Origin of the sequence: Amycolatopsis regifaucium, assembly GCF_001613935.1 — a bacterium.
GTDB lineage: Bacteria > Actinomycetota > Actinomycetes > Mycobacteriales > Pseudonocardiaceae > Amycolatopsis > Amycolatopsis regifaucium.
The window spans coordinates 143,819-165,901 of record NZ_LQCI01000002.1 but is presented as its reverse complement, the minus strand read 5'-3'; the positions used below and the strand labels follow the sequence as shown (position 1 = coordinate 165,901).

The 22,083-nt window shown below is 69.6% G+C and carries 17 protein-coding genes; 10 read left to right on the top strand and 7 right to left on the bottom strand.

Annotated elements, in window-relative coordinates; translation table 11 throughout:
• The first annotated feature begins 45 nt into the window (after positions 1-45).
• Positions 46-1,608, top strand: coding sequence for a polyprenol phosphomannose-dependent alpha 1,6 mannosyltransferase MptB (gene mptB, locus AVL48_RS01780; protein WP_061986444.1), 1,563 nt, complete (start codon positions 46-48; stop codon positions 1,606-1,608).
• Positions 1,609-1,781: 173 nt separating this feature from the next.
• On the opposite strand, the gene AVL48_RS01775 is transcribed toward mptB, so the two are convergent.
• Genes AVL48_RS01775 through AVL48_RS01760 form a run of 4 tightly spaced genes read right to left on the bottom strand, consistent with a single transcriptional unit; the run spans position 1,782 to position 5,704 of the window.
• Positions 1,782-2,198 (bottom strand): TIGR03668 family PPOX class F420-dependent oxidoreductase, encoded by a 417-nt coding sequence (locus AVL48_RS01775; RefSeq protein ID WP_061986442.1) that lies wholly within the window; start codon positions 2,196-2,198, stop codon positions 1,782-1,784.
• 2 nt (positions 2,199-2,200) lie between these two features.
• A complete protein-coding gene (locus AVL48_RS01770) occupies positions 2,201-2,827 on the bottom strand; it encodes a class I SAM-dependent methyltransferase (protein WP_061986440.1) in 627 nt (208 codons plus the stop codon).
• Positions 2,828-2,876: 49 nt separating this feature from the next.
• Complete coding sequence (locus AVL48_RS01765; RefSeq protein ID WP_061986438.1) at positions 2,877-3,767, bottom strand: S66 peptidase family protein; 891 nt, start codon at positions 3,765-3,767, stop codon at positions 2,877-2,879.
• Positions 3,764-5,704: a prolyl oligopeptidase family serine peptidase gene (locus AVL48_RS01760; protein WP_061986436.1), complete on the bottom strand. Its 1,941-nt coding sequence runs from the start codon at positions 5,702-5,704 to the stop codon at positions 3,764-3,766. Before AVL48_RS01760 ends, AVL48_RS01765 begins: the two co-directional genes overlap by 4 nt.
• Positions 5,705-5,847: 143 nt before the next feature.
• Between AVL48_RS01760 and AVL48_RS01755 the strand changes: the two genes are divergently transcribed.
• The 8 genes from AVL48_RS01755 (at position 5,848) to AVL48_RS01715 (ending at position 16,365) form a co-directional block, all read left to right on the top strand.
• A complete protein-coding gene (locus AVL48_RS01755) occupies positions 5,848-6,423 on the top strand; it encodes a DUF3090 domain-containing protein (protein WP_061986433.1) in 576 nt (191 codons plus the stop codon).
• Between the two features lie 4 nt (positions 6,424-6,427).
• Positions 6,428-7,210, top strand: coding sequence for an SCO1664 family protein (locus tag AVL48_RS01750; protein WP_082857511.1), 783 nt, complete (start codon positions 6,428-6,430; stop codon positions 7,208-7,210).
• A 22-nt stretch (positions 7,211-7,232) separates the two neighbouring features.
• Positions 7,233-8,123: an aminoglycoside phosphotransferase family protein gene (locus AVL48_RS01745; RefSeq protein WP_061986431.1), complete on the top strand. Its 891-nt coding sequence runs from the start codon at positions 7,233-7,235 to the stop codon at positions 8,121-8,123.
• A 97-nt stretch (positions 8,124-8,220) separates the two neighbouring features.
• Positions 8,221-9,036: a DUF3097 domain-containing protein gene (locus AVL48_RS01740; protein WP_061986429.1), complete on the top strand. Its 816-nt coding sequence runs from the start codon at positions 8,221-8,223 to the stop codon at positions 9,034-9,036.
• A 95-nt stretch (positions 9,037-9,131) separates the two neighbouring features.
• Positions 9,132-9,563: an NfeD family protein gene (locus AVL48_RS01735; protein WP_061986428.1), complete on the top strand. Its 432-nt coding sequence runs from the start codon at positions 9,132-9,134 to the stop codon at positions 9,561-9,563.
• Between the two features lie 59 nt (positions 9,564-9,622).
• Positions 9,623-10,957: an SPFH domain-containing protein gene (locus AVL48_RS01730; RefSeq protein WP_177242299.1), complete on the top strand. Its 1,335-nt coding sequence runs from the start codon at positions 9,623-9,625 to the stop codon at positions 10,955-10,957.
• A gap of 239 nt (positions 10,958-11,196) precedes the next feature.
• The gene (locus AVL48_RS01725; protein WP_061986423.1) at positions 11,197-15,552 is read left to right on the top strand and encodes an HAD-IC family P-type ATPase; all 4,356 of its coding nucleotides are present in this window, start codon (positions 11,197-11,199) and stop codon (positions 15,550-15,552) included.
• A gap of 240 nt (positions 15,553-15,792) precedes the next feature.
• Positions 15,793-16,365 (top strand): TetR/AcrR family transcriptional regulator, encoded by a 573-nt coding sequence (locus tag AVL48_RS01715; protein WP_061986418.1) that lies wholly within the window; start codon positions 15,793-15,795, stop codon positions 16,363-16,365.
• Here AVL48_RS01715 and AVL48_RS01710 read toward each other — a convergent pair.
• Positions 16,356-17,114 (bottom strand): SGNH/GDSL hydrolase family protein, encoded by a 759-nt coding sequence (locus tag AVL48_RS01710; protein ID WP_061986416.1) that lies wholly within the window; start codon positions 17,112-17,114, stop codon positions 16,356-16,358. The two genes, AVL48_RS01715 and AVL48_RS01710, sit on opposite strands and share 10 nt — an antisense overlap.
• A gap of 221 nt (positions 17,115-17,335) precedes the next feature.
• Here AVL48_RS01710 and AVL48_RS01705 point away from each other — a divergent pair, with 221 nt between their 5' ends.
• Positions 17,336-18,121 carry a S1 family peptidase gene (locus tag AVL48_RS01705; RefSeq protein ID WP_061986414.1) on the top strand — a complete coding sequence of 262 codons (786 nt, stop codon included), beginning with the start codon at positions 17,336-17,338 and terminating at the stop codon, positions 18,119-18,121.
• A 77-nt stretch (positions 18,122-18,198) separates the two neighbouring features.
• On the opposite strand, the gene AVL48_RS01700 is transcribed toward AVL48_RS01705, so the two are convergent.
• Together AVL48_RS01700 and AVL48_RS01695 are read right to left on the bottom strand one after the other, a co-directional pair.
• Entirely contained in the window at positions 18,199-21,660 is a 3,462-nt protein-coding gene (locus AVL48_RS01700; RefSeq protein ID WP_061986412.1) for a FlgD immunoglobulin-like domain containing protein, read from the bottom strand.
• Between the two features lie 213 nt (positions 21,661-21,873).
• Positions 21,874-22,080, bottom strand: coding sequence for a hypothetical protein (locus AVL48_RS01695; protein WP_061986410.1), 207 nt, complete (start codon positions 22,078-22,080; stop codon positions 21,874-21,876).
• Between the last annotated feature and the right edge of the window lie 3 nt (positions 22,081-22,083).

Genomic DNA, 22,083 nt, shown 5'->3' with positions numbered 1-22,083 from the left:
TGCCGCGCACACGTACAGGCGCGGTGTGTAACCTCCAATCTCGAAATGGTGACCACGACAGACCCCCAGCAGACGCCCTCGGCCGGTTCGCTCGGCGAGCGGCTCCGGGTGCCTTCCCGCTTCCCGTACCGCACGATCGCGATGGGAACCGTGGGCAGCACACTGCTGATGCTGGCCGCGCTCGGCGCGGGCGGCATCCTCGTCCGTGACCCGATCCTGGGCCACGGACCTTTGTCGTGGATCCGTTACGGCCACGGCCGGCTCCTGGCCAACGCGATGCTCTACCTCGGCTTCGGGCTGATCATCTGGGCGTGGGTCCGGCTGGGCCGCTACGCCCTCGCCGGCCGGATCGGCAGCCGTCCGATCGTGATCGCGGCGGCCTGCTGGATGGCGCCGCTGCTGGTGTCGCCGCCGCTGTTCACCCGCGACGTCTTCTCCTACCTCGCGCAAGGCGCGCAGCTGCTGAACGGCCTCGACCCGTACGCCAACGGCCCGGCCGAACTGGTCGTGCTGCCGGATGTCGTGCAGAACGTGCACCCGCTGTGGCAGACCACGCCCGCGCCGTACGGCCCGCTGTTCCTGCTGGTCGCCAAGGGAATCGTCTCGGTCACCGGCAACGACATGATCGCCGGCGTCATCGCGACCAGGCTCGTGCTGATGATCGGCCTGATCGGCATGCTGTGGTCACTGCCGCGGCTGGTCAAGCATCTCGGCGGCAAGCTCCCGATCACGCTCTGGCTCGCCATCGCCAGCCCGATGACGGTCATCCACCTCGTCGGCGGTCCGCACAACGACCTGCTGATGCTGGGCTTCCTCACCATCGGCGTACTGGCCGCGCTGGAACGCAAGCACGTCCTCGCGATCGTCCTGGTCACCATCGGCATGCTGATCAAGCCGACCGCCGCCTGGGCGCTGCCGTTCCTGGTCTGGGTGTGGGCGAACCACCTGCCCGGTGACCGGAAGGTGGTCAACTTCTTCCGCGCCGGCGCCGCGTCGGTCGGGATCTTCTTGCCGGTGTTCGTCGCCGGAACCTGGATTTCGCTCGGCTCGGTGAACCTCGGCTGGCTCACCGGCCTCAAGGCGCCGACCCTGATCGCGAACTGGATGAACTTCCCGACCGGGATCGGCGAGATCGTCTACTCGCTGGTGAACCTGGTGATCGACGTCGAGGTGTCGCCGTTCGTCACCGTGTTCCGGGCGATCGCGATGGTCGGGCTGTTCGTCTTCGCCGGCCGCCAATGGTGGCTCGCCCGCAACGGCGGGAACCCGGCGATCCACCGGATGGCGATCGTCCTGCTGGCCGGCGCGATTGTCCCGCCGCCGTCGCTGCCGTGGTACCTGACCTGGGGTTTCGTGGTCCTGTCCGCCTTCGAGTGGCGCCGCCGGAACCTCGCCGTCGTCGTGGCGGTCTCGGTGTTCGTGACGCTGGTGTACTACCCGACAGGGGAGCAGGCGCTGTACGACTGGTGGTTCATGGCCGTCGTCGTCGCCGCGAGCGTCTACGCCGCCGCTTCGCTGCTGCGGCCGGACCCGCTGGGGATCATCGCCGCCTGGCGGGGGAAGCCGGTGGAGCAGTTCCTGCCCGCCGAGGCGCCGCGTTCCTCCTGATACTGGAAGGGCCCGGGAAAGAGGGGCCATCACGTACTGGCCGTCGCCCGGTCTCACACCAATCGCGACCTGTGCACTGGCCGCCGTAGGTGACTAAAAGTACCAAAGTGTATAACGGCCTATACGGCATGGCACTGGTGTTGTTGCCGTAAAACGGCAACAACACCAAAAGCTCAGGAAGCCCGCCAGCCGCTCCACGTGTGAACGAGCGTGCTCACCACTGCATGCGGAGCAGGCTGCGCCTCGTACTGCGGATACTTCTCCCGCAGCAGCCGCACCGGCAGCGCCTGCTCCCCGGGATCGGTCAGCACCCGGGCGACCCCATCGGCCCGCGCCCACCACAGCCCGGCCCAGTCCTCGTCGTAGTGGTCGGTCAAGAAGCTGACCACGGGGTTCTCTGTGATGTTCTTCAGCCGCCGCAGGGCTGTCGTGCTCTTCGGCTTGTGATCGATCGCGAACGCCACCGAGTCCCCTTCGACGACGAACGTCACCGGCACCAGGTGAGGCACGCCGTCCGTCCCCGTCGTCGCCAGCCTCGCGATCAGCTCGCCCTCGAACCGGGCGCGGGCTTCCTCCGGGGACAACCGCATGCCTAGACGCTACGCCGTACCCGGAGCACGTTGTCCGAACGCGTCCCCGGCTGCCCCTCCGGCCCCGGGTGATCGTGCGTGATCAGATCCTGCAGCTCCACGGTCCATTCGCCGTCGCCCAGCGCCAGCGCTTCGAGTACCTCGGCGGGGGTCGGGAAGTGGACGTCCTTGTGCGGCGGGTCTTCCATCCACGTCGGCCAGCCCGCGTGGCCTGCGACCAGCAGTGTGCCGCCCGGCGCGGTGGCCTCGGCGGCACGGCGGAGCGCCTTGTCCCGGCCGCCGTTCTCGTCGACGGGGGAGTGGAAGAACTGCGCCGAGACGAGGTCGAAACGCCCCTCCGGGAACGACGCCGCAAGGTCATGGCGTTCCCAGGTGATGCCTTCGACACCGGCTTCGGCCGCGTGTGCGGCGGCACGCTTGAGCGCGGTGTCCGAAATGTCGACGGCGGTGACGCGCCATCCTCGCTGCGCGAGCCAGATCGCGTCACCGCCTTCGCCGCATCCGAGGTCGAGTGCGGTGCCTGGCGCCAGATCGGCGACTTCGCGCACCAGCAGCGGGTTCGCCTTCCCGCTCCAGACCTGGTCCTTGTCCCCGTAGAAGTCTTCCCAGAACTGTCGTGTGGAATCCATGCCGGAAACGATGCCCGTGATCTCGCCGGAACCGCCAGTTCTGTTGCTGTTATGGCAAAATCCGCAGCGTTCCCCGGTCCGCGTCGAGGGTGGCCCGCGCACCGAGGGGAATGGTCGGCGATGCCGGGACATGGCCGAAGCCGAAGTCCCACACCACCGGCACGCCGAGCGGCCCCAAGCGGTCGAGCATCAGACCTCGGATCGTTTCCGGATCGCCACACGCCTTCCATGAGCCCAGTACGACGCCCTGGACGCCGTCGAGCCAGCCGGACCGCAGCAGCTGGGTCACCATCCGGTCGATCCGGTACGCCGGTTCGGTGACGTCCTCAAGGAGCACGATCGCGTCACGCGCCGAACCCTGCTCCGGAGTGCCGAGTCCCGAGGTGAGCAGGGCGAGGTTGCCGCCGATGAGCGTGCCGGTCGCGGTGCCGGGCAGCAGCAGCGGCGACGCCGTCGGCGAGGCGATCGTCCGCACCTCGTCCGGTTCGAACAACGACAGCCGCAGGTGCTCGGCGGCCACCGCGTCGAACAAGGTGGTCGCGGGCAAGGGGGAGAACAGCGTCTCCAGTCCCAAGTGGACATTCACCGCCCGGTGCAGCGCGGTCACGTCGCTGGATCCGGCGAACATCTTCGGCCCGGCCGCCCGCAGCGCGGCCCAGTCGACCAGGTCGAGCATTCGCTGGGAGCCGTAGCCGCCGCGGGCGGCGAGAACGCAGGTCACCCCCGGATCCAGCCACGCCCGCGTGAACTCGGCGGCCCGCGCCTCGTCGGAGGCGGAGAGATAGCCGTCGCGGACGGCGCGCACGCACTCACCGACGCTGACCTCGACGCCCCAGCCGCGCAGCACCGGCACCGCCTTTTCGACGAGATCTGCCGGGACCGGTCCCGCGGGAGCGACCAAGGCGATCGTGTCACCCGGCCGCGTCTTCGGCGGCCTCACCGGCTCAGCCGGAGCTTCGGCACGCCGGGGGTTTCGAAGCCGAAGACCTGGCCGTAGAACGACAACTCCGCTTCGAGCGCCGCCACGATGGTCTCCGCCTTCCGGAAACCGTGCTGCTCGCCCTCGAACCTCAGGTAGGCGTGGTCGATGCCCCGCCCCGCCAGTCCGGCCACGAACCGGTCCGCCTGCTCCGGTGGGCAGATCTCGTCCTCCACGCCCTGCAGGAACAGCAGCGGACCGGCGACGGTGCCGGCGTTGTGGATGGGCGAGCGTTCCCGGTAGCGCTGCTCGGTTTCCGGTAGCGGTCCGATCAGCCCGTCGAGGTAACGGGACTCGAAGTCGTGTGTCTCGCCGCCGTCACCGGTCCACTGGTAGAGGTCGAGGATCGGGTACATCACGGTGCCCGCGCGGTAGGTGGTCGTGGTGGTCAGCGACGCGGCGGAGGTGTACCCGCCCGCGCTGCCGCCGCGGATGGCCAGCCTGTCACCGTCGACGGTGCCTTCGGCGGCGAGGGCTTCGGCGACGGCGACGCAATCCGCGACGTCGACGACGCCCCACTGTGCACGAAGCCGTTCGCGGTAGGCGCGCCCGTAACCGGTCGAGCCGCCGTAGTTCACCGTGACGACGGCGATGCCGCGGCTGGTGAAGTAGGCGATCTCGAAGTCGAGTACCGCGCTGTCACGGCCGGTCGGTCCGCCGTGCGGGTAGACCAGCAGCGGGGGGCGTTCGCCGTCCGGCGCGGCGAAGTCGGCGTTCGCGGGCAGGTAGACGAAGGCGGGGACCCGGTCGCCGTCGCCGGTCTTGAAGATCCGCTCCACGGGCCTCGACAGGTAGTCCGGCGACGGGGGTTCGGGTGCCGACGCGAGTTCGGTCACCGTGCCGTCCCGGAGGTCGACCTTCACCACGGCGGCTTCACGGTCCGGCCCGGCCGCGACGCCGACGACGCCGCCGTCGTGGACGGCGAAGCCGTTGGTGGACCAAGCGGTCAGGTCGGCGGCGGCAGCCACCGGCGTCACCTCCCGCGTCGCCTCGTCGAGGACGGCGAGCTTGCCCGACGCGATGACGGCGAACCGGCCGTCGCCGAGCGGGGTGAACCAGCGCGCGCCGAGTTTCCACATCGCGCCGCCGATCTCCTGTTCGGCGGGCGCCAGATTCTCCAGGCCGCCGTCGAGTCCGACGCGGTGCAGATTCCACCAGCCATCCGGATCCAGCAGGGCCAGCAGGCTGTCGGCGGATTCCCATTCGACCTGGCAGACGGCGACGTCGGCCGCGCCGGCGAGCACGCGATGGGGCCCGAACGTGCCGTCCTCGCCGACGTCGGCGACGCACAGTTCCGTGCCGTCCCACGGCATCGCGGGATGGTTCCAGCCGATCCACGCCGCCCGCGCGCCGTCGGGCGACAGCTGCGGCGCGGTGAGGAAGTGATGGCTCGCGGACAGGACCCGCTCCGGGCCGCCGTCGAGGGGGAGCGCGACGAGGTCCCTGGCGATGTCGACGCGCCGGGGACCGGTGCTGCGTTCGCGGACCAGCCACACTTCGCCGGGACGGCCGGGCCGGAGGTCGCTGTAGCGGATCCCGTGCCGGGACGCGGGTTCCGGGGTGAGGGGAGTGGTCTCGCCGGTGGTGAGATCGCGGCGGTGGACCCGCTGATCCGCCCAGTGCGTGAACACGAGGACGCCGCCGTCCACCAGCCAGGGACGGCCGCCGTACTCGTGCACGCGGTTCCGGGCGTTCCACGGAGCGGGAAGGACGTCTTCGATCGGGCCGTCCGCGCGTGCCCGCACGAGGGTGACGCGGCCGCCGTCGCCGGTGCGCGGTTCGGCCCACCAGACCTCGTCGCCGACCGTCGCGAGCCATTGCGCGCTGACTCCCGAGGCCGCGACGTCCGCGGCCGACAGGGGAGATGTCCAGGTGCCGTAAGGGGCGATCTCAACCACGGTTGAAGACTAGGATCGCCTCTTTGCCCGCCGTGGCCCGGGGCACACCGACGACCTGGCGATCCGTCGCGCCGTTCGCCCACGGCTGAACGGTGGGGCGGCGGGTGCCGATCATCTGGCTGTGGCCTAGGGTCAAAGGTGCCATGTCTCGCGTAATCCACGTCTTCCGCCAGCCCGACCGGTTCGTCGCAGGAACCGTCGGTGAGCCCGGCGACCGCACCTTCTACCTCCAAGCGTCCGAGGACGTCCGCACGATCAGTGTGACGATCGAAAAACAGCAGGTCGTGGTCTTGGCCGAAAGGCTCGGTTCGCTGCTGGAAGAGGTCGCCAGCCGGTTCGGCGCGGACGTACCGGACGACGCGCCGGACGAGCTGCTCGACGTCGACCCCTTGACCGTTCCGGTCGAGGAGGAGTTCCGCGTCGGCACGATGGGCCTCGGCTGGGACGCCGAGAGCAGCGCCGTCGTCATCGAGCTGCTGGCGATGACGGAGGGGGAGGTGGACGAAACGGTCGTTCTGGACGACACCGAAGAAGGGCCCGACGCGGTCCGCGTCTTCCTGAGCCCTGGCGCGGCGCGGGCGTTCGCCGAACGCGCCGACCGGGTGGTCAACGCCGGCCGTAAGCCGTGCCCGCTGTGCGCCGAGCCGCTCGACCCGGCGGGGCACATCTGCCCGCGGCAGAACGGGTACCGGCGCGACGTCGACGTCATCGAGGACTGACCAGGTGGCGGAGACTTCGCGGGAGCTGGTGACGCGCGGCAAGATCGACGTCGAAGGCAGGCTGGTCGACGCCTCCAACGTCACGCTCTTCTGCAAGATCGAACTCGACGGCGTGACCGGCAACGTCGTGTACAAGCCGGTGTCGGGTGAACGGCCGCTGTGGGACTTCCCGGACGGGACGCTCGCGGGCCGCGAGGTCGCGACGGCCATGGTCTCCGAAGCCGCCGGGCTGGGCGCGATCCCGCCGACGGTGCTGCGTGACGGGCCGTTCGGGCCGGGCATGGTGCAGCTGTGGATCGAGACCACCGAAGAGGAACTGGTCGACGTCCGGTCCCCGGAGAGCCTGCCGGAGGACTGGCGTGTCGTGCTGCACGCGCATGATCGCGACGGTGAGCCCGCGGTGCTCGCGCACGCGGACCGCCCGGGGATGCGGGAACTGGCCGTGCTCGACATCGTGGTCAACAACACCGATCGCAAGGGCGGGCACGTGCTCGCCGGCGCCGACGGCCGGATTTACGGGGTGGATCACGGCATCTGCCTGCACACCGACCCGAAGCTGCGGACGGTGTTGTGGGGCTGGATCGGTGAGCCGCTCACCGAGACCGAGATCGGCAAGCTGCGCGGTCTGCGTGAGCGGATCGACGGCGAACTCGGCGAGGCGCTGAGCGAGCACCTCACCGGCTTCGAGATCCGCGCCTTGGCCGAACGGGCCGACTTGCTGCTGGCGGAGGGCGTCTTCCCGGAGCCGGGTGACGATTGGCGCGCCATCCCGTGGCCGCTGTTCTGACCGAGTGATCGCTGGGGGCGACGTGACCGAGATACTGGACGACGAGGCCCGCGCGCGCTTGGTCGCGCGGTTCGGTGAGGACGTCGGCCCGTGGTGTGACGAGCTGCCCGCCCTCGTCGCGAAACTGGCGGAGCAGTGGGGGCTCACCGTCGTCGACGCGAAGCCGGGCAACACCGGCCGCACCCTGATCTGCGCGGGGGACGACGGCGCCAAGAAGGTCCTCAAGCTGACCCCGGATCGCACGATCGCCGAGTCCGAGGCCGCCGCGCTGCGCGCCTGGGACGGCTGTTCGAGAGTCGCGCAGGTCCTCGCCACCGAACTCGCCGACGAGGCGATCCTGCTGGAAGGCATCGATCCCGGGACACAGTTGCTGGAGTCGGGCGCGAGCGTGCCGTGGGCCGAGGTCGGCGACCTGATGACGCAGATCCACTCGGTGACCCCGCCCGCCGGCTTCTCGACACTCGAAGACCGGGTCGTCTTCATGTATGGGCTCGCCGAGCGAGGGCTGCGCGGGTCCGTCGCCGAAGCCACGCTGCCACTGGCAACCCTCGACCGAGCCCGGCGGCGCGCACTCGCCCTCGCGACCGACGGGGCAGGGAACTCGCTCGTGCACGGCGACCTGCATCCGGGCAACGTCCTCGACGGCGGGCCCGGCCGCGGCGCGGTCGCCATCGACCCGCGCCCGAGCGTCGGGGACCCGGCCTTCGACCTCGCCGATTGGGTCACCCTGCCGATGAGCGACGGCGGCACACTCGAAGACGGGTTCGACGCCCTCGCGCCGCACCTGCCCGGATTCGACGCGGAGCGGGTCCGGGCGTGGTGCGTCGCGCTCTCCCCGCTGTTCGTGATCCGCCCCCTCCAGCGTGGTGAACGGACCCCGTTCGTCGAAGCGATGCTGTCATTCTGTCGGTGAACCTGAGTCCGCGATCGACTCCGGTCAGGCGACGGATGACCGCCTGACCGGCGTGGCGGGGCGACGTCGGCCCCGGGCGCCGATAGCGTCGTCCGCCGTGCGCTCTCATTCGTATGACGACGTGCTGTCCGGGCCGCGCAAGCGGAAGGTCTCCGAGGTGCCCGCCGAGCCGGGACTCGTGGTCGAGGACCCGGCCAGCGGGTATTGCGGCGCCGTGGTGAAGATCGAGTACGGCAACGTCGTACTGGAAGACCGGCACGGCAGGCATCGCGTGTTCCCGCTGAACCCCGCGGGTTTCCTGCTCGAGGGCAAACCCGTCACCCTCGTGCCCGCGAAGGCGGCTCCGAAGACCCCGGCCCGGCGGATCTCCGCGTCCGGGTCGGTCCAGGTCCAAGGGCTCAAGGCGCGGGTCGCGCGCGATTCGCGGATCTGGGTCGAAGGCAAGCACGACGCCGAACTCGTCGAGCGGGTCTGGGGGCACGATCTCCGGGTCGAAGGCGTCGTGGTGGAACCACTCGATGGGGTGGACGTGCTGTCGGATCGCATCGGCGAGTTCGGCACCGGACCCGGCCGTCGCCTCGGGGTGCTGGTCGATCACTTGGTCGCGGGCAGCAAGGAGTCGCGGATCGTCGACGGAATCCGCGACGAGAACGTGTTGATCACCGGCCATCCGTACATCGACATCTGGGAGGCCGTGAAGCCGTCGGTCGTCGGCATCCGCGCCTGGCCGAACATCCCGCGTGGCACGGAGTGGAAACAGGGCGTCTGCGCCGCGCTGGGCTGGGGTGAGCCATGGGAGGGCTGGCAGCGGGTCCTGGCGGCGGTCGGCAGCTACCGGGATCTGGAAACGCCGCTGATCGGAGCGGTGGAGCGGCTCATCGACTTCGTCTCCGACCCCGGCGAGGAGTCCTGAATGACCGATTCGCGCGAGGTCACTCAAGGTCACGCGTCGGTCACGTCGGTTTCGCTTCCCCGGTATGAATCTTCGCGATCTGGGAGCATGAACGCATGACAGGCGCTCTCATCTGGCTGATCGCCGGGATCCTCTTGATCATCGCCGAGCTGCTCTCGGGCGACCTGTTCCTGCTCATGGTCGGCGCCGGAGCCCTGTTCGGGGCCGGCTCCGCGGCGCTGACCGGGAACCCGTTCATCGACGTCGCGGTGTTCGCCGTCACCTCGGTCGGGATGCTCGCCCTCGTCCGGCCCGCCCTCAAACGCCGGTTCCTCGCGGGACCGGGCATCAAGACCAACACCGACGCGCTGATCGGCGCGCGAGCGGTAGTAGTGTCCACAGTGGACGTCGAAGCCGGGCAGGTGAAGCTGGCGGGTGACGTCTGGTCGGCCCGGGCCATGACCGAAGGGGAACCGATCGCCCCGGGGACATCGGTGACCGTCGTCGAGATCTCGGGCGCCACGGCGGTCGTCTCCGCCGAGCTGTGAGCCGGACGGTGGAACAGCAAAAGGGTTTCTACGTAAGGGGAAGGTAGTTGTCAGAGACAGTGGTGTTCATCGTTGTCGGACTGCTCGCGTTGTTCGTGATCGTCGTCGTGGTCAAGGCGATCATGGTGGTGCCACAGGCGCAGTCCGCTGTGATCGAACGGCTGGGCCGGTTCCGGACGGTGGCTTCTCCCGGCCTGACGTTTCTGGTGCCCTTCCTGGACAAGGTGCGGGCGCGGATCGACCTCCGCGAGCAGGTCGTCTCGTTCCCGCCCCAGCCGGTGATCACGGAGGACAACCTGACCGTGTCGATCGACACGGTCGTGTACTTCCAGGTGACCGATTCGCGGGCCGCGGTCTACGAGATCTCGAACTACATCGTCGGTGTCGAGCAGCTGACCACCACGACACTGCGAAACGTCGTCGGTGGCATGAGCCTCGAGCAGACGCTGACCTCGCGTGACTCGATCAACAGCCAGCTGCGCGGCGTTCTCGACGAGGCCACCGGCCGCTGGGGCATCCGTGTCGCCCGGGTCGAACTGAAGGCGATCGACCCGCCGCCCTCCATCCAAGACTCGATGGAGAAGCAGATGCGCGCCGACCGGGAGAAGCGCGCGATGATCCTGACCGCCGAAGGTCAGCGTGAATCGGCGATCAAGACCGCCGAAGGTCAGAAGCAGAGCCAGATCCTCGCGGCCGAGGGCGCCAAGCAGGCCGCGATCCTGAGCGCGGAGGCCGAGCGGCAGTCGCGGATTCTGCGGGCGCAGGGTGAACGCGCCGCCCGGTACCTGCAGGCGCAGGGTCAGGCGAAGGCGATCGAGAAGGTCTTCGCGGCGATCAAGGCCGGACGTCCCACTCCCGAGGTTCTCGCGTACCAGTACCTGCAGACCCTGCCGCAGATGGCGCAGGGCGACGCGAACAAGGTCTGGATGATCCCGAGCGACTACGGCAAGGCACTGGAAGGCTTCGCCCGCGCACTCGGCGCCCCCGGCGACGACGGCGTGTTCCGCTACGAGCCGCCGAAGGAAGAGCCCGTCGAGAAGCCGGACCTGGAGGACGAAGAAGTCCAGGGCTGGTTCGACACCTCCAGCGACCCGAAGGTCGCCGAAGCCGTCGCGGCCGCGGAAGCCGTGGCACGCAAGGAGGTTCCGGCGCTGGGCGTCGCGACGCCGCGACAGGAGCCGCCCGCGCCTCGGCCGGTTCCCAAGGCCGCGCCCGCTCCGGAGCAGCAGGCCGCCCCGGCGGAGCAGCAGGCGCCGCCGCCCGCGCAGCTGCCGCAGCCCCAGCCGCCCGCCGCTCCGCAAGGAGGCCCGTACCAGGGCCCTCCGGGACAGGCACCGGGTGGCGGCGGACCGTTCCCGCAGCAGGGGCCGTTCGGCGGTCCGCCGCAGCGTTGAGGTGATTCGAGAAAGGGCCGTCCCGTCCGGGGCGGCCCTTTCTCGTGGGGTTCGCTTCGACGGGGGCCTTATCAGGCTCCGTGACCAGTGACACGCGGTGTGTTCGGCGAGCCCGTTCTTCCAGTGGCCATGCCGGGGCGTACCCCTTCCGTGTCACCTCAAACCGCGCGCGATTGGACGCTTCGGCGACCGGGTATCCGTGGAGATCAACATGACCACTGGCGCGAGGAGGATGCCGCATGCGGCGGACGGACCCGGAGACCGTGGACGTGCTGGGCGTCCCCTTCCCCAGGCCGATTCCGGCGATGAGCCGGGTCGCGCGGGGGCTGGCAGGACTGGCACTCATGCCGTTCGAGGGGATGCCCGGCCGAGGTCCGCGGCGGGCGGTCTGGTCGTGTCCCGGCAGGCTCTACATCGAGACCCACGGTGTCAAGGGTCCGGATGGCGCCCGCGTCGCCCGGCAGGTCGAGCGGGCGCTGACGGAGATCCCCGGTGTGCGCTGGGCGCAGGTGAACGCGCCGACTTCGCGGGTGGTCGTGGCGGTCGGGGAGCCCGCGCCACGGCGGGTGGAGCTGGTTCGCGCGGTCGAACGGGCGGAGTCGGAGCCGTCCTGTGAGGCCGAGCGAATCGAGGAGGACGAACTCCACCATCCGGCCGATGGAGCACGGGCGACCCGGCTTCCTTCCGTGATCGCCGCCGACGCCGCGGGCCTGGTGCTCTCGGCGGCTTCGAAACTGATGCCGTGGGCGCCGCTGCCGACGGAGGTCGCCGCGCTGGCCTCGCTCGTCGACCTGCATCCGCGGCTGCGCGCGCTGGCGGACCGGAAGCTGCGGGGGCATGAGCGGGCGGATTCGGCGACGTCGATCGGGGCGGCGCTGGCACACGGTTTGGCGGCCCGCGGCGAGGGCACGGTACTGGACATCATGGTCCGGAGCACCCAATGGCGAGAGGCCAAGGCACACAAGCGTGCCTGGTGCGCGGCCGAGTCCCGGCTGGTCCGGCAACGTGATCACGCCGGCGCGGAGCCGGTGGTGGGGGAACGACCGCGGCCACTTCCGGAGGGGGCCGCGGATCGTCATGCGCGCCGGTCCATCGCGGCCGGGGCCGCGGCGGCGGCGGTGGCCCTGCCGTTCACCGGTCCGCGACGGGCCGCCGCCGTCGGGATCTCGGCCATACCCAAGGCGCCGTCGAATGGCGCGGCCGCCTTTTCCGCTCAACTGGGCCAAGTCCTCGCCAGGCGGGGTGCTCTGGTGATGGACCGCTCCGTGCTGCGGAGGCTGGATCTGCTCGACACGCTGGTCATCGACACGGCGGCACTCGGCGCCGGGGTGAACGTGCTCAGCGATCTGGTTCCGTTGCCGGGCAGCGAACCGGTGGAGCTGACCGCCGCCGCCTTCGCCTTGTTCGACGAGGAGAAGCCACAGGTGGTCCGGCGTGACGGTGACTGGGTCCTCGGCCCGGTCGACGACCTCGACCTCGAGGGGCGCGACGGAGTCCGGGAACGGCAGCGATTGCTGGATCAGGGCGCGCCCCTCGTGCTGGGCCTGGCCCGTGACGGGCGGCTGCAAGGACTGCTGGCCGTCGCCGAAGAGCTCTCGCCCGAGGTCGACGCCCTGGCATCGGCGGCCAAGTCGGCCGGGATACGGGTGGTCCAGAGCGATGGCGGTGAAGGAGTGCTCGACGTCGTCCGCGAACTCCAGGCCGACGGAGGCGTGGTCATGCTCGTCTCCGGTGACCGTCGGGCTCTGGGCGCCGCCGACTGCGGAATCGGCGTCCACGACGAGGGAACTCCGCCGCCGTGGGGCGCACACGTTCTGATCGAGCGGGACATCGACATCGCCATGCTGCTCGTCGAAGCGATCACCGCGGCCCGGACGGTCGTGCGCGATTCCACGTTGTTCGCCACCGTGGCGAGCGGTATCGGTGGAGTGAGCGCCCTCAGCGCCCGGCGCAAACCGGCCGCGAGCGGCCTTCGCGCGGTGAACGCGGGCGCGCTCATGGCCTTCAGCGACGGGATCTGGCGGGCCCGGAACCTCACCGGCACGCGGAAAGCGGCTCCGGCGGGCCGCGTCGCACCGCCGTGGCATCTGATGCCGGCGGACCTCGTGCTCGACCGGCTCGGCTCGGACCCGCGCGGTCTCGACGAAGACGAGGCACGACGGCGAACTCCCGCGAACCGCGTCGGGGGAGCAGGCGGCGCCGGCACGAGTATCGCCAAGGCGTTCCTCTCCGAGCTTTCCAACCCGCTGACTCCGGTGCTCGCGGGCGGTGCGGCCGTGTCCGCGGCGGTGGGGTCCCCGGTCGACGCCGCGCTGGTCGCGGGGATCGTCGGGGTGTCGGCGCTGATCGGCAGTGTGCAGCAGGTCCACACCGAACGCGCGCTGGCCGGGCTCTTCGAGCGGTCCGCCACGGTGACCACCGTCGTCCGGGACGGCACGGAGCAGCGCGTCGTCGCCGACGATCTGGTGCGCGGCGACATCGTCTCGCTGCGGTCCGGTGACGTCGTACCCGCGGATTGCCGGGTGCTCGAAGCCACCGGCGTGGAACTCGACGAATCGTCGCTGACCGGCGAATCGTTGCCGGTGCCCAAGGATCCGTCCCCGGTGGTGGCCGCGGACATCGCCGAGCGGGCCTCGATGCTCTACGAGGGCACCGTGGTCGCCGCGGGGAAGGTGACCGCCGTGGTCGTCGCGACCGGCGACCAGACCGAGGTCGGGCGCGGGCTGGCCGCGGCTCGGGGCGCCGCCCCCGAGACCGGCGTCGAAACCCGGCTCGCGTCGCTCACCAAGCAGGCGCTCCCGGTCGCGGTCGGCTCGGCTGCCGCCGTCGCGGGCGCGGGCCTGATCCGCGGTGTGCCGCTGCGCGAAAGCCTCGGCGCCGCGGTGAACCTCGCGGTCGCTTCGGTGCCGGAAGGGTTGCCGTTCCTGGTCAACGCGGCCCAGCTCGCCGCCGCCCGCAGGCTCGCCGACCACGGCGCGCTCGTCCGCAATCCACGCACGATCGAGGCGCTCGGGCGGGTCGACGTCCTCTGCTTCGACAAGACCGGCACGCTGACCGAGGGCAGGCTCAGCGTCACCCGGATCGACGACGGGCACAGCAGTGCCGCCGTGTCGCGGCTCGGGAAGAGCCATCGCGCGGTGCTGACCGCCGCCGTGCGCGCGACACCCCGGGCGGACAACCCCGAGGAACTGCCGCATCACACCGATCAGGCCGTCCTCGAAGGCGGCCTGGCCGCGGGTGTGGACGCGGACGGCTGGGAGAAGACGGACGCGGTCCCGTTCGAGCCGTCCCGCGGGTTCCACGCCACCAACGGCAGGCTCGGCGACCGGAATCTGTTGTGTGTCAAGGGCGCGCCGGAGGTCGTCGTGCCACGGTGCGTCCGGCACGGCGGCAAGCCGATCGGCGCCGGAACCCGGAAACGGCTGGAAAAGCGGATGGAGCGGCTGGCCGCCTCCGGACACCGCGTCCTCGCCGTCGCCGAACGGACCGTGTCCACAAAGGACATTTCCGAGGACGACGTCGTCGATCTCCACTTGCTCGGCTTCGTCGCACTCGCGGATCCGGTGCGTGACAGTGCCGCCCCCGCCGCGGAAACGCTGCGCGAGGCCGGCGTGCGGACGGTGATGATAACCGGCGACCATCCGGCCACCGGGGAAGCCGTCTCCGAGGAGATCACCGGCCGCAACGGCGATACCAAGGTGCTCACCGGCGCCCGGATCGAAGAACTCGGTGACGCCGAACTCGATGCCGAACTCGCCGACGTCGACGTGATCGCCCGGTGCAGCCCGGCGCAGAAGGTGCGGATCATCCAGGCGTACCAACGGGGTGGCCGGGTCGTCGCGATGACCGGCGACGGCGCGAACGACGCACCCGCCATCCGGCTCGCCGACGTCGGCATCGCGCTCGGGCAACGGGGCACCCCCGCGGCGAGGGCGGCCGCGGATCTCGTGGTCACCGACGACCGGCTGGAGACGATCGTCGCCGCGCTGATCGAAGGCCGGGCGATGTGGGCGTCGGTGCGGGAAGCGCTCGGCATCCTGCTCGGCGGGAACCTGGGGGAGATCGCGTTCACCGTGCTCGGTTCCGCCGTCACCGGCCGGTCTCCGCTCACCGCCCGTCAGCTGCTGCTGATGAACCTGCTCACCGATCTGGCGCCCGCGCTGGCCATCGCGCTGAGCAGGCCGGACCGCGAGGCAGTGCCGGAACTGCTCCGAGAAGGGCCCAGCGCCTCGCTCGGTGACGCGCTCCGGCGCGACATCACCACCCGAGCGGTGACCACGACACTGGGGGCGACCACGGCGTGGACCCTGGCCCGGCTGACCGGCAGGCGGCGGCGGGCGAGCACCGTCGCGCTCGCCTCGCTCATCGGAACGCAGCTCGGGCAGACGCTGCTGATCGGCGGACGCGACGGCACGGTGCTGGCCGCGGGCCTGGGTTCCGCGGCCCTGCTGGCCGTGCTGATCCAGACGCCCGGCGTCAGCCAGTTCTTCGGCTGCACCCCGCTCGGGCCGGTCGGGTGGGGGATCGCGCTGGGCAGCGCCGGCGCCGCGAGCGCCGTCGGGCTCTTGGCCGGAAGGCGCGGTGTCGCGCGCTAGTGCCGGTCAACGACGACGTCTTCGCCGCTCTTGCCCACCCGGCCCGGCGCGAGGTGCTCGGCATCCTCTCGACGGACCGCGAGCCGCGGGCCTCGCTGGAAGCCGCACCACTGCGAGAGGTGACCGACTGGCTCTCGCCGTACGAGCGGTACTGGCGTGCAGGGCACTCACGCATTTAGTCCTCTAAATGCATTCGGTCCGCCGGGACGGGTCTGGACACCGGGTCTAGGATCCCCGCTTGTGACGGACGAGAAACCGCTCCGAGCCGACGCCCGCCGTAACCGGACCCGGGTGCTGGAGGCCGCGGAGCGCGTCTTCACGGCCAGAGGCACCAGTGCGCCGACCGAGGAGGTCGCCCGCGAGGCAGGCGTCGGCGTCGGCACGGTGTTCCGGCACTTCCCGACGAAGGAAGCCCTGCTGGAGGCTGTTCTCTTCGCGCGTCTTCACCGCTTCGCCGACGAAGCCGAAGCCACCGTGGCCGCGGACTCGTCCGATCCGGGGGACGCGTTCTTCGGCTTCCTGACCGGCTGGATCGAGATGTCGGGCGCCAAGAACGCGTACTTCGAGGCCTTGTCGGCGGCCGGGGTCACCGTTGCGGCCACGGGCGCGGTGATCGGCGCCCGGCTGAAGGACGCGCTCGGCGTCTTGCTCAGTCGTGCGCAGGACGCGGGCGCCGTCCGCAAGGACCTCATCGTCGAAGAGCTGATCCCGGTGATCATCGGGACGGCGAAGGCCGCGGAATACGCCGGTCCCGACCTGAGGAACCGAACGGTCTGCCTCCTGTTCGACGGGCTTCGGCCGCGTCAGGCGTAAGGATCCATCGTCGGCCGCTTCGGTGCGAGCGCGTCACCGGAGGACTCGCCGCGCAGCCTGCGCCTGATCCACGGGACAGCGTGTTCCTTGCCCCACTGGAGGTTCTCCGTACGCCGAGCCTGCGGGCTCAACACCGGCCGCGGACCGAGTTCCGCGGGGGTGAGCTTGTGCGGTTCGCCGAGCGCGTCCAGTACGGCGATGGCGACCTCGTTGTGCCCCAGCGAATTCAGGTGGAGACGGTCCGGTGCCCACAGTCGCCGGTCCCGCAGCCGGCGCATCGCCCACATGTCCACCAGCAGCGCACCGTGCCGCGAGGCGATGCCGCGAACGTGCTCGTTGTAGATCGCTACGCGGCCGCGGATCCTGCGGAACAGCGCGTCTTCGACCCCGTCGACGCCGGTGAAGAGGACGACGCGCGCGCCGGAGGCGACGATCTCGCCCACCGCGACGTCGTAGTCGTCGCAGAGGGCGTCGATGTCGACCTTCGGCCGCATCAGGTCGTTGCCGCCGGCGTACAGCGTCACGAGGTCCGGGTTCAGCGCGAGCGCCGGTGAGAGCTGCTCGGTGAGGACCTGTCCGAGGAGCTTGCCGCGGATCGCGAGGTTGGCGTAGCGGAAACCGGTGTGGTTACCCGCGAGCTGACCGGCGACGCGATCGGCCCAGCCTCGGACGCCGTTGGGGGACGACGGGTCCTCGTCACCAACACCTTCGGTGAAGGAATCGCCGAGGCAGACTAAGCGGTTGGTCATGCCTCGATGTTACCCAGCAGGGCACGCCTGGTCTGGCCGCCCCCGCGCGTCACGAGGCCACGACGGTGTAGTCCCCATGGGGTCACTTCACCTGGTGCGCTATCACGCTGGGTCGGTCATTCGGCCGATACGCACCCGGCCGAAGAGCCGATCTGGTGGTGAGGATCACCCCATAGCGTGACGACTGTCAGCAATTCGTCGTCTCCGGGGAGTTCACGATAATGCTTCGCAAAACAGGCGTACTGATGATGGGGTTGGCCGCGGCGGGAGCGGTGCTGGTACCGGGGATCGCCGTGGCGGCTGAGGGGCCGACCCCCTACGTCATCGGCGGGCACGACGCCACCGAGGACTACCCGTTCATGGTGTCGTTGCAGCAAGACGGACATCATTTCTGCGGTGGCTCGCTGATCAGTGAGAACTGGGTGGTGACCGCGGCGCACTGCGTGCAGGGAGCGCGTCCGGGCCAGGTCAGGACCAGGATCGGCGCGCGGCAGCACAACAGCGGGGGCACGGAGACCGGTGTCAGCCAGATCGTCGTCCACCCGGATTTCTCCAGGCAGAAGCCGCCGGGCGGGGACATCGCGCTGGTCCGGTTGGACAAACCGGTGACCGAGCAGCCGATCAAGATCGCCGAGGCCGTGGGTGGCGCGGGAACGGCGACCCGGATCCTCGGCTGGGGCGAGCACTGCGCCGAGGAGAACTGCGGCGCGCCGGAAATTCTCCAGGAATTGGACACCAAGGTCATGCCTGCGGACGATTGCCGCAATGTGGCGACCGGTAAGGAAATCTGCACCGGTACCGACACGCCGGACGCGATGGGCTGCTACGGCGACTCCGGTGGGCCCCAGCTCAAGGGCAGGCCGGGTGAATGGGAACTGGTCGGTGCCACCAGCCGCGATGGGGACGCGGACCCGAAGTGCGCCAGCGGTCTGGGCATCTGGACCGATGTGACGGTGTACCGGGACTGGATCGCCGGGCACACGAGCCGGACGTCGACCGTGGCTTGATGTCGGACGTGGCGCGAGAGCCACTTCCGACACCGCGGAGGTGGCTCTCGCGACACATCCGGCCGCTGTGCCGGCGGTCAGGTGGTTTCGAGATCGTTCAGTATCTGTTTGGCCAAGGCCAGGCTTGGCCCATATCGGGCCGGGTCGACGGCGTCGAGCCGGGTGTAGACGTCTACTGCTTCTCTTGCCGACTCGATCGCTTCCTGGCGTTGGCCGTTGTCCTTCAGGTAGCCGACGGCCGGGTACAGCAGCCAGTGACCGTGGTCGGCGGCGTAGCGCGGGTTTTCCTGCGGGAGGGTTCGGGCGATCCCGACCGCTTCGAGCGCTTTCGCTATCCCTTGTGGTCGATCGCCCTTGGCCCAGTAGGTGTAGGCCAGCTGGTTGAGTGCCCATCCGGTCAGGTGTCGGTGTCCGGGGGCCGAACCGAGTCGCCGGTAGAGCGCCACCGCCTCTTCACCGAGGGAGATGGCCTCGTCCACGCGGCCATGCTGGGTCAGGAAGGTGGCGGTTGCCACCAGGAACGGGCCCGGGCTCTCGGCGTAGGCCGGGTCGCCGGCGGCGAGTTCACGCAGGACGCCCACCGAGTCGAGCGCGTTCGCCGTGGCCTGGTCGCGATCACCCTTCGCCCAGAACCGGTGCGCGAGGTACATGGAACTGTTGGCCAGACCCCAGCGGTACTGGGAGTTGGCGGGCTGTTCCTGGACGAGTGTCCGGTAGAGCCCTCGCCCTTCCTGGTAGACCACGATCGCCTCGTCACCTCGGCCGACGTCGCCGAGGTAGCCGCCGACCACGAACGTGAGCCATTCCGCCAGCGTCGGGTGGAACGCCGGGTCGGTCGCGGCGATCTCGCGGCCCATCGCGACCGCCTCCAGCGCCCGCTCGACCGCCGCCGCCCTGGCGTTCTCACCCCACAGGCGCTTGGCTTCGGCCATCAGCGCCCGTGCTTTGTCGTGACCGCACTGCCCCCAGCCCGGTTTGATGCTCGCGCCGTCCGCGGTCCAGTCGAACACCTTGGGGCACCCGCCGTTCAGCCGATGCACGCTGCCCACATCGTCCATCCGCCAGCGCAGTGCCCGGTTCAAGAAGCTGTCTTCGGCCATGACGGTGGTACGCCCCTGATGGGTAAAGGCGTTGAGGCCGAGCGCACTGTCCACATTCGACACATAACCGACGCCCGTTCCGTTGTTCGCGCCGGTGAACTCCTTCACCACCAGTCCGTCGTTGGTGTACATCCTGATCCAGGTCTGGCCGACGTGACTGTGCGTCTCCCTGCCGTTGACAGCCGCATAGAAGTAGTCGCCGTCCGGTGCGACGGCGGCGAGACCGTAGAAACCGTCCCTTTCCAAGCAGCGGTACGGCTTGGTCGCGTCCCAGTCCTGGCATCGGGGCACGAACCTGGTCACCTCGTTGTTCGAGGTCCGGCGTTCGATCGTGCTGCCCCCCATCCAGTACTGCGGTCCCGGTTCGGGCGGCGCGTGCCCCGATTCGGTCCATCCGGTGCGGTAGATGTCACCCGTGTCCTGGTCGATCTTGATGTTGGACGGGGCGAACTTCTCCGGACTGGTGTCCGCCGGGATTGCGGGCTTCGCTTTGAGTACGGAATCCCAGTCCAAGTACACCGGGTTCTGCGCCTCCCCGGAGAAGCCGGTGACCGGAACCGCGACACCATAAGGAGGCTTGGGCACCAGAGGGTCACGCTCCCACTCTCCGTTCATGGTGAACCAGATGGTGCCGTCGTCATCGATCCACGCGCCTGGCGCGGTGGCGCTGAAGATGCCCAAGCCCGGGTTGTCGGTCAGCCTCAGCTCGTCGTCATCGATGATCCCGTTCGTCGTCTTCGTGTCGAACCCGACGAACCACTTCCAGCCCTGCCCGTCCTTGTCGAACGCCAACTGCCCGATCGACGTGGCCAGCCGCAGGGTGCCGTCGGGCAGGTACTCATAGATCGTGACCTCGTTGGAACGGGTGGGCGTGCTGGCGCCGAGGACGTACAAGTAGGTTCGCCCGTTCTTCAAGGTGCGGCGCACGCTGGCCTTGCTTCGGTCGAACGGCCCGCTTGGGCCGTTGGGCCGCCAGTTCGCCCGCAATCGCCAGCCAGGTGCCTCGTCGATCAGGTCGTACTCGAGGGCGCCCGCGGTCATGATCTTGGGGTCGGCCTTCTTGTTCACCTGTGGCAGCACGATGAACTGTGCGCTGCGAACCAGGGGTTTGCCGTCCGCCCCGGTCTGTATCTTGTCGCCGTCCTTGTCGAAGGTCACGACCCGGCTGTTCATCTGGTCGACAACCACCATGTCGCCGTTCTTCAGGACGGCAAGGCTCGCCGCCGCACCCTGCCGGTAATCCGGGTTGTCATCCTTGTTCTGGGGATTCCGACAGCCACCCCCCACCCGGTACTGGTCATCCGGCCAGCGGAGTCTGGTCGGCTGGATCGGTCCGGGTGTCGCCTTTCCGAAGAACGCTTCATGAGTCCGTCCACTCGGCGTGGTGGTGTAGCGGTGCACCTGGCCGGTGCCCACGTCGCCCACGTGCAGCGCGCCGCCCTCGCCACCCACTGCGACGGCATACGGATCGGTGAAGCCCGTGAGGGTCTCGACGGTGTGGCCGTTCCCGTCGAGCTTGACCACGTCCTTGCCGGTGGCCACCCACAGTGCCCCTGTCTGGTCGAGCGCGATTCCTTTGGGGGCGTTCACCGGGAACGAACCCACCAGCTCGCCGGTGCTCTTGTCGTACTGGCGCACCTGCCCGGCGTAGTGATCGCTCGCGTACAGGAATTCGCCGTCCACGGCGAGCCCGAACACCGAGGCGCCCACGCTCGGATTCGCCACGATGTAGCCCCTGTCCATGCCGGGCCATGGCGTTTGTGGGGTTTCCTCGCCGTAGAAGTCTCTTTCGCGGTCACGCGCGTAGCGCATCAGCATGGTTTTGCCGCAGAAGTAGATCGGCTTTTCCGGCGCGGGTGGGACTCTGTCGAGGATCTCGTCGCCGTCGACAGCCACGTAGACGAACTTGTCGTCGACCGCGAGCGCCATGCCGCCGCCGGCTCGGCCACCGCCCCAGACCCGCTTGCCGTCCGCGGTCCACTTGCGCAGTTCGGCGTTGAACTCCTCGTAGTCGGACGACTCGTAGACGTTTCCCTGTTCGTCGGTGGCGACCGCGTCGACCCCGGTGCCGAACACACCTTTGCCGTGCGCGGGCGTGCTGCCCTGGCCGATCGGTTCTTCCTCGACCGCGGCGACGTTGCTGGCCAACGCTTTCCACGAGTAGCTGCCTGCCGGGGCGACCTTGCGGTAGTCCGTCGTGCCGTCCCAGCGCAGCTCGACCACCTGGGCCTCGTCCGGTTCGGTCTTGGGCATCGCTTCCACCAGCGTGCGGACCGGTTGCTTGCCTGCCGCGTCGTAAATGGTGACGCTCAGCTGTTTCTTGTCTCGGGGAACGGTGACCGTGCCGATCACCTTCCCGTCCGGATCGCCGCCGACGACCGTGGTCGGCGACGCTTCGCCCGTGCCCGCTGACACCGACAACGCGACCGTGACGATCACCAATGTCGTTATGGCTCTCCGAAAACGACTTCTTCGTTTCATCAAATCCCCAGGGTTCAACGCAAATGAGTACCGTTCACGGTTTTTCTCACGGCGGAACGACGTCCATCGCCGCGGTGCGGCCCGGGGAGACGGCCGGTGACGGCCGTCTCCCGGACGTTCAGGCCCGGTTGACGCTGCTCAAGGTTCGAGGTCAGCGTTGTGCGGACCAGCTCAGTCCTGCAGGCGACCGCGCAGCTGGGTGTGCACGGCGGCGGCGAACGCGTGTGGGTCCTCCGCCGGATCGCCCGGGATCTCGACAGGGGTCACGGTCTGGCCTTCCTGAGCCCTGACACCCGTCTGGGTGGCCTCGTCCTCGGCGGGGACGCTGAACCCGAGCACGTTGCCCTGTGCGTCATGGACGATGTCGATTCTGGCCATGAT